The sequence below is a fragment of the Pseudarthrobacter quantipunctorum genome (genome assembly GCF_045291495.1).
Classification (GTDB): Bacteria; Actinomycetota; Actinomycetes; order Actinomycetales; family Micrococcaceae; genus Arthrobacter; species Arthrobacter quantipunctorum.
On sequence record NZ_CP148033.1, the window covers coordinates 4,293,539 to 4,301,960 of the forward strand.

The window sequence follows — 8,422 nt, forward strand, 5'->3', positions numbered from 1 at the left end:
TGGTGGCACGGACCGGTTGTTAGTACGGATGTTCTCTTTTCCTTTGGGAAGGGCGGGTGTTCAGGAACGCGGCTGGTGCGGGTTGTGGGGTAGTGTTTGGCACACTGTTGGGTCCTGAGGCAACAGGGCCGTGGTTCTTCCCTTTGGGGGAGGGGTGCGGGTTTGTTTGTTTCTGGTTTCCTGGCTGCACCGATCATGCATGTTGTGTGTGTGGGGTGTGTGGTACGGGGTTGTTGTTTGAGAACTACATAGTGGACGCGAGCATCTTTTATAAGAAGCAATTTCCAAGAATATGAACCTGGATCTGTCCGTGGCTTGCTGCACTTTGGTGTGGTTGGTTTGCGGTCCGGTTCCATGGTTTTCTCGAAAATTAGCGTTTTTGATCTTTTGTGGTCAAGTTTTTAAGAGCACACGGTGGATGCCTTGGCATTAGGAGCCGAAGAAGGACGTAGGAATCTGCGATAAGCCTGGGGGAGTCGATAACCGGACTGTGATCCCAGGGTGTCCGAATGGGGAAACCCCGCCAGGGGCGCGAGTTGCCTGGTGACCCGCATCTGAACACATAGGGTGCGTGGAGGGAACGCGGGGAAGTGAAACATCTCAGTACCCGCAGGAAGAGAAAACAATAGTGATTCCGTTAGTAGTGGCGAGCGAACGCGGATCAGGCTAAACCGTTCCATGTGTGATAGCCGGCGGGCGTTGCATGGTCGGGGTTGTGGGACTTTCCATACCAGTTCTGCCGGACTGGTGGGGTGTGATGTGCAGGCATAGGTGAACGGTTTTGAAAGGCCGGCCAGAGAGGGTGTTAGCCCCGTAACCGTAATGTTGTGTACCGCCCGGATGAGTATCCCAAGTAGTACGGGGCCCGAGAAATCCCGTGCGAATCTGTCAGGACCACCTGATAAGCCTAAATACTCCCTAATGACCGATAGCGGACCAGTACCGTGAGGGAAAGGTGAAAAGTACCCCGGGAGGGGAGTGAAACAGTACCTGAAACCGTGTGCTTACAATCCGTCGGAGCCAGTCTGATTCTGGTGACGGCGTGCCTTTTGAAGAATGAGCCTGCGAGTTAGTGTTACGTCGCGAGGTTAACCCGTGTGGGGCAGCCGTAGCGAAAGCGAGTCTGAATAGGGCGTTGCAGTGGCGTGATCTAGACCCGAAGCGAAGTGATCTACCCATGGCCAGGTTGAAGCGACGGTAAGACGTCGTGGAGGACCGAACCCACTTCAGTTGAAAATGGAGGGGATGAGCTGTGGGTAGGGGTGAAAGGCCAATCAAACTTCGTGATAGCTGGTTCTCCCCGAAATGCATTTAGGTGCAGCGTTGCGTGTTTCTTGCTGGAGGTAGAGCTACTGGATGGCTAATGGGCCCTACAAGGTTACTGACGTCAGCCAAACTCCGAATGCCGGTAAGTGAGAGCGCAGCAGTGAGACTGTGGGGGATAAGCTTCATAGTCGAGAGGGAAACAGCCCAGACCACCAACTAAGGCCCCTAAGCGTGTGCTAAGTGGGAAAGGATGTGGAGTTGCGAAGACAACCAGGAGGTTGGCTTAGAAGCAGCCATCCTTAAAAGAGTGCGTAATAGCTCACTGGTCAAGTGATTCCGCGCCGACAATGTAGCGGGGCTCAAGTACACCGCCGAAGTTGTGGCATTCAGATATTAGCTAAGCCCTTGTGGTTCAGGCGTCTGGATGGGTAGGGGAGCGTCGTGTGGGCGGTGAAGTCGCGGTGTAAACCAGCGGTGGAGCCTACACGAGTGAGAATGCAGGCATGAGTAGCGAAAGACGGGTGAGAAACCCGTCCGCCGAATGATCAAGGGTTCCAGGGTCAAGCTAATCTGCCCTGGGTAAGTCGGGACCTAAGGCGAGGCCGACAGGCGTAGTCGATGGACAACGGGTTGATATTCCCGTACCGGCGAAAAACCGCCCATGCTGAACAGGGGATACTAACTGCCCGAGACCTGCCCGATCGCCCTTGTGGTGTGAGGGTTTTGGTGGAGCGCAGGACCTGATCCTGGGAGGCAAGCGTATTAACAGGTGTGACGCAGGAAGGTAGCCAAGCCGGGCGATGGTTGTCCCGGTCTAAGGATGTAGGGCGAACGGTAGGCAAATCCGCTGTTCATGATGCCTGAGATCTGATGGGACCCCCGTTTGGGGGGATTTGGTGATCCTATGCTGCCGAGAAAAGCATCGACGCGAGGTTTTAGCCGCCCGTACCCCAAACCGACACAGGTGATCAGGTAGAGAATACTAAGGCGATCGAGAGAATTATGGTTAAGGAACTCGGCAAAATGCCCCCGTAACTTCGGGAGAAGGGGGGCCCCAACCTTGATGGACACTTGCTGTCCGGAGGGGATCGGGGCCGCAGAGACCAGGGGGAAGCGACTGTTTACTAAAAACACAGGTCCGTGCGAAGTCGCAAGACGATGTATACGGACTGACTCCTGCCCGGTGCTGGAAGGTTAAGAGGACCGGTTAGCCGCAAGGCGAAGCTGAGAATTTAAGCCCCAGTAAACGGCGGTGGTAACTATAACCATCCTAAGGTAGCGAAATTCCTTGTCGGGTAAGTTCCGACCTGCACGAATGGAGTAACGACTTCCCCGCTGTCTCAACCATAAACTCGGCGAAATTGCAGTACGAGTAAAGATGCTCGTTACGCGCAGCAGGACGGAAAGACCCCGAGACCTTTACTATAGTTTGGTATTGGTGTTCGGAGTGGCTTGTGTAGGATAGGTGGGAGACGTTGAAGCCCGGACGCCAGTTCGGGTGGAGTCATCGTTGAAATACCACTCTGGTCACTTTGGACATCTAACTTCGGCCCGTAATCCGGGTCAGGGACAGTGCCTGATGGGTAGTTTAACTGGGGCGGTTGCCTCCTAAAAAGTAACGGAGGCGCCCAAAGGTTCCCTCAGCCTGGTTGGCAATCAGGTGTCGAGTGTAAGTGCACAAGGGAGCTTGACTGTGAGAGAGACATCTCGAGCAGGGACGAAAGTCGGGACTAGTGATCCGGCGGTACATTGTGGAATGGCCGTCGCTCAACGGATAAAAGGTACCTCGGGGATAACAGGCTGATCTTGCCCAAGAGTCCATATCGACGGCATGGTTTGGCACCTCGATGTCGGCTCGTCGCATCCTGGGGCTGGAGTAGGTCCCAAGGGTTGGGCTGTTCGCCCATTAAAGCGGTACGCGAGCTGGGTTTAGAACGTCGTGAGACAGTTCGGTCCCTATCCGCTGCGCGCGCAGGAAATTTGAGAAGGGCTGTCCTTAGTACGAGAGGACCGGGACGGACGAACCTCTGGTGTGTCAGTTGTACTGCCAAGTGCACCGCTGATTAGCTACGTTCGGATGGGATAACCGCTGAAAGCATCTAAGCGGGAAGCTCGCTTCAAGATGAGATTTCCATACACCTTGTGTGTGAGAGGCCCCCAGCCAGACCACTGGGTTGATAGGCCGGATGTGGAAGCGAGGACTAACGACTCGTGAAGCTGACCGGTACTAATAGGCCGATAACTTACACCACACACCCTCTTCCGTGAACGGATTCAAAAGACGTTCACACCAGGAAAGGGTAAAAAGATAACAAGACTGCTTGCGTCCACTATGTGGTTCCCAACCAACAAACCCACCCGTTTGCTGGCAAGGAACCAACAACTACATAACAACACCACAATGTTGTAACCACACAGATTTCCCACACCCGAACGTCCCTTACGGACACACAGGTGGCGGGTAACAGGGTTACGGCGGTCATAGCGTGGGGGAAACGCCCGGTCCCATTCCGAACCCGGAAGCTAAGACCCACAGCGCCGATGGTACTGCACCCGGGAGGGTGTGGGAGAGTAGGTCACCGCCGGACACACATTAACGGTCGAGGCCCCAACCACATACGTGGTTGGGGCCTCCCACATTTAACACACAATCCCGCCTCAAAATCAGCGGACCACCAGGCAGTTGGCTGCCCCCTAGACTTACGGTCATGACCCCGACTTCCAGCGGCCCACAGGTCCACCGCGCGACTATCCTGGACGTTGCGGCGGCTGCAGGGGTATCCCGGCAGACCGTCACCCGTGCCATGAATGACATGCCCGGTATCAGCGCTTCCACGCGGGAGCGCGTCCAGCGGTTGGCGGCAGAACTGGGGTATTCACCAAGCCGGTTCGCCAAAGCACTTGTACAGGGTGCCCGGACATCGCTGGGACTCGCTATCCCTGATCTGACCAACCCCTACTTCCCGGCGTTTGCTTCCAGTGTGGTTGAAGAAGCCACGCAGCGGGGCTGGAACGTGGTGGTTGATGATTTTGGCCACGGCAGCGGAACCGGCCTGGACGCCGTCGAGCGGCTGGGGCCCCAGGTTGATGCCCTCGTGGGCTATCTCGGTCCCAGCTCAGATGCGGCCCAATCACTGATGGGCCGCCGGCCCGTGGTGGTTCTTGACTACCCTTCAAGCCAGGCAGCCGGCGGCATCTCCTTTGACTACGCCTACGGTGCCCGGATCGCCCTGGAACGGCTGCAGTCCGGGCGGCGCCGGCGGATCGCCTATCTTGACGCGGACCAGGAAGGGCCCGCCACCACCCGCGGGCGGGCTGTTGCAGCGGCGGCAGCAGAAACCGGCATTTCGCTCACCGTCCGGCAGGCAGGGGAGTCGGCCCAATCAGCGCGGGAAGCCGTTCACGCGCTGATGCAGGACGAAGGCGCGATCGACGGGCTCCTGGTGTATAACGACCTTATGGCGGCAGGGGCGCTCAAAGCCTTGCAGGACGCGGGGCGGAGGGTGCCGGAGGATTGCGCCGTGATCGGAATGGACGGCATTCCTCTTGGCGAGTTGGTCACGCCGGAGCTGACCACACTCTCACTTGACCTGAAGGCTGTAGGCCGGACCGCCGTCGACCTCGTGGATAATCTCCTGTCCGGCAGGATCAAGGCGGGAAGTCCGGACAGCGTACTGGTCCTCAACCACCAGCTCGTCCTTCGCCAATCGGCCTGACCCCTACTCAACGCGGGCACAACAGGCTAGGCTTGTGCCCAGACCGTGAACGTTCACGCGTAAGCAGCGACTCCCTGAAGCAAGGAAGCCCATGTCAGTCGAAACACCATCCGCCCTGGCGGACAGCACCTCTCAAATCGCCCCTGGTTCAAAAGGCCGGGACCTGCAGCTTGGCTCCGCGGATATCCAGGACCTCGAATCCCTCGACGCGGGCCGGGGCACCCTGCCGGCGCGTGCCTACCTGAAGAGCGATGCCCCGCGGCTGTCCCTGAACGGCGACTGGCAGTTTCGCCTAAGCCCAGGGGTCCGGGTGGCCCCCAATGATGGCTGGCAGCTGGGCAAGGATCTGAACGGGTTCAAGATCCTGCCCGTGCCCTCCAGCTGGCCGATGCACGGACACGGCGCCCCCGCCTACACCAACGTTCAGTTCCCTTTCGCAGTGGAGCCGCCGCACGTTCCGGAAGCCAACCCCATCGGGGACCATCTGGTGGTGTTTGAGGCCGGGCCAGAGTTCTTTCCGCATGCCCTCCTGCGGTTCGACGGCATCGAGTCGGCAGGGACCGTATGGCTGAATGGCGTGGAGCTCGGGACCACCCGTGGAAGCAGGCTCGCCCACGAATTCGACGTCTCCGGGATCCTGCAGCAGGGAGAAAACACCCTCGCTGTCCGCGTCGCCCAGTTCTCGGCCGCCAGCTACGTTGAAGACCAGGACATGTGGTGGCTCCCAGGTATCTTCCGCGATGTCACCCTGCAGGCCAGGCCCGATGCCGGCATTGACGACGTCTTCGTCCACGCAGGCTACGACCACGTCACCGGCGAAGGCACGCTCAAGATCGAGGCGAACCGTGGCGGCCAGGCGATTGACGCCGTCGTCCGCGTTCCCGAACTGAACCTGGAACTGGCCGCCGGCACGGAGGTGCGTGTCCCCGCCGTCGAGCCCTGGTCCGCGGAGGTCCCGAAGCTCTACGAGGCCACCGTTGGCACCGCTGGTGAAAACGTCGCACTCCAGGTTGGCTTCCGCAGTATCACCATCGAGGACGCGCAGTTCAAAATCAACGGGCGGCGGATCCTGCTGCGCGGCGTGAACCGCCACGAGCACCATCCACGGCTTGGCCGGGTGGTGCCCAGGGACGTCGTGGAGGCGGAGCTGCGGCTCATGAAGCAGCACAACATCAACGCGATCCGGACCTCGCACTACCCGCCCCATCCGGAATTCCTCGCCCTGGCGGACCAGCTGGGCTTCTATGTGGTGCTCGAGTGCGACCTGGAAACACACGGCTTTGAGAGCGCCGGATGGGCACAGAACCCCAGCGACGACCCCCAGTGGGAGGATGCCCTGGTGGACCGCATGCGCCGCACGGTTGAGCGGGACAAGAACCACGCGTCGGTGGTCATGTGGTCCCTGGGCAACGAGGCGGGTACCGGCAGGAACCTGGCCGCCATGGCGCGCTGGACCAAGGACCGGGATCCGTCCCGTCCCATTCACTACGAGGGAGACTGGTCTTCCGCGCATGTGGACGTCTACTCCCGGATGTATGCCAGCCAGGCCGAAACGGCCCTGATCGGCCAAGGGATAGAGCCTGCCCTGGAAGATGCCGGGCTGGACGCCCGACGCCGGGCCATGCCTTTTGTGCTCTGCGAATACGTGCACGCCATGGGTAACGGCCCGGGCGGCATGAGCGAGTACCAGGAGCTTTTTGAGAAGTACCCGCGCCTGATGGGCGGGTTTGTATGGGAGTGGCTGGAGCACGGCATCACAGTTTCCACGGCCGACGGCGTTGAGCACTACGGCTACGGGGGCGACTTCGGCGAGGAAGTCCATGACGGCAACTTCGTCACGGATGGGCTTGTTGACGCGGACCGCAATCCCCGGCCCGGTCTGCTGGACTTCAAGAAGGTCATCGCGCCGCTGCGCATCGAGGTCGCCCGCGACTGGTCCGGCTTCACCCTCCGCAACGGCCAGGACTTTGCGGATACTTCCGCGTTCAGCTTCCGCTACGAAGTGGCGGCCGACGGCGGCACGCTCGACGCCGGCCCCGTGGAGGTCGCGCACGTCGCACCCCAGTCCGAAACGGTTGTGGAGCTGCCCGCCAGCGTTGCCGCCTTGGCAGCAGGGCTGCCTGATGGCCAGCCGGCCGTCCTCACCGTTCAGGCGGTTCTCAGTGCGGATTCCGACTGGGCGGATGCGGGGCATGAAGTTGCGTGGGGGCAGTCTGTCCGGGAGCCTGCGGCGCCTGTGACGCCGGCGCCGGTTGAGTCCGTCCAGGTCCAGGGAAATGTACTCACACTGGGGCAGGTTGTCTTCGACCGGGCCACCGGCATGCCTGCCTCGATTGGCGGCATTCCGGTGGAGAAGCTGGCGCTGAACTTGTGGTGGGCTCCGACCGACAATGATCTCGGCCGGGAGTGGGGCGGCGCCGACGAGCGGCCGCTGGCAACCCAGTGGCAGGACGCAAGGCTGGACCGGCTCCACGCCCGGTTGCTCAGCATCTCCGCAGCTGCAGGACCGGACGGGGGCGAGACCCTCACGGTGTCTACGCGGGTGAGCGCAGCAGACAAACAGTACGGCGTACTTGTGGACTACACCTGGAGCACCGACGGGGAGACTGTTGGGCTGCGGACCCGGGTCCGGCGTGACGGCTCTTGGGTCAACCGCGGCTCCGAGGTGGAGTGGGCGCGGATAGGGCTGGAACTCGTGCTGGGGGAAGAAACCGGGGCTGTGAGCTGGTTCGGCCAAGGTCCCCACCAGAGTTACCCGGACACCGGTCAGGGGGCGCGGACTGGCTGGTTCTCGCTGCCTCTGAAGGATATGGATGTGGACTACGTGCGGCCGCAGGAATGCGGTGCCCGGTCCGGTACCAGGTCCGCCGCGCTGCAGCTGGGTGACAGGATGCTCAAGATCAGCGGCGACGCCTTTGCACTGACCGTCCGGCCCTACGGCCAGCATGTCCTGGACGCGGCGGCACATCGGCCGGACTTGAAAGCGGACGGGCGGACCTATCTGTACCTCGACCATGCGCTGCGAGGGGTGGGGACTGCTGCCTGCGGTCCCGGCGTTTTGGAGCAGTACCGCCTCAAGCCGCGGGATGCAGACTTCAGCCTGACCCTGAAGGTGGGCAGCTGACGGTACAGGTATATGTGAGCCAGTACATACTGGGCCGCATCCTCCTGCAGAGGGCTTGAACCGGGCTCCACGCCTCCGAAAGTCCCGGAATTCCGGGGTTTTTGGAGGCATGGGGCCTGCCCCGGGCGGAATTTGCGGAGCAGCCGCCAGCCGTGTATTGTTTTCTGAGTCGCCGCCGCTGAAGCGGAAAAATAGCGACCAACCCCCTTACAAACAGCCTGAAAATGGTTCGCCTGCTGGCGCGCCGGATAAGGGTGGGGACGGTTGAGAGCAACGCAAAGCGCCGGAAACGCCGATTTGCAAAGCTCCTCGAAAG

Annotated in this window: 2 protein-coding genes and 2 rRNA genes; all 4 read left to right on the plus strand. The window is 60.6% G+C overall.

Features of this window, described 5'->3' with window-relative positions; all coding sequences use genetic code 11:
- Positions 1-391 precede the first annotated feature (391 nt).
- The 4 genes from WHH00_RS19610 to WHH00_RS19625 all read left to right on the plus strand — a co-directional run bounded on the left by WHH00_RS19610 (position 392) and on the right by WHH00_RS19625 (position 8,106).
- Positions 392-3,518 (plus strand): 23S ribosomal RNA (locus tag WHH00_RS19610).
- Between the two features lie 219 nt (positions 3,519-3,737).
- Positions 3,738-3,854: ribosomal RNA gene (gene rrf / locus WHH00_RS19615) — 5S ribosomal RNA — on the plus strand.
- 120 nt (positions 3,855-3,974) lie between these two features.
- Positions 3,975-4,982 carry a LacI family DNA-binding transcriptional regulator gene (locus WHH00_RS19620; protein ID WP_406635430.1) on the plus strand — a complete coding sequence of 336 codons (1,008 nt, stop codon included), beginning with the start codon at positions 3,975-3,977 and terminating at the stop codon, positions 4,980-4,982.
- A gap of 91 nt (positions 4,983-5,073) precedes the next feature.
- Complete coding sequence (locus WHH00_RS19625; RefSeq protein WP_406635432.1) at positions 5,074-8,106, plus strand: glycoside hydrolase family 2 TIM barrel-domain containing protein; 3,033 nt, start codon at positions 5,074-5,076, stop codon at positions 8,104-8,106.
- The last annotated feature ends 316 nt before the right edge of the window (positions 8,107-8,422 follow it).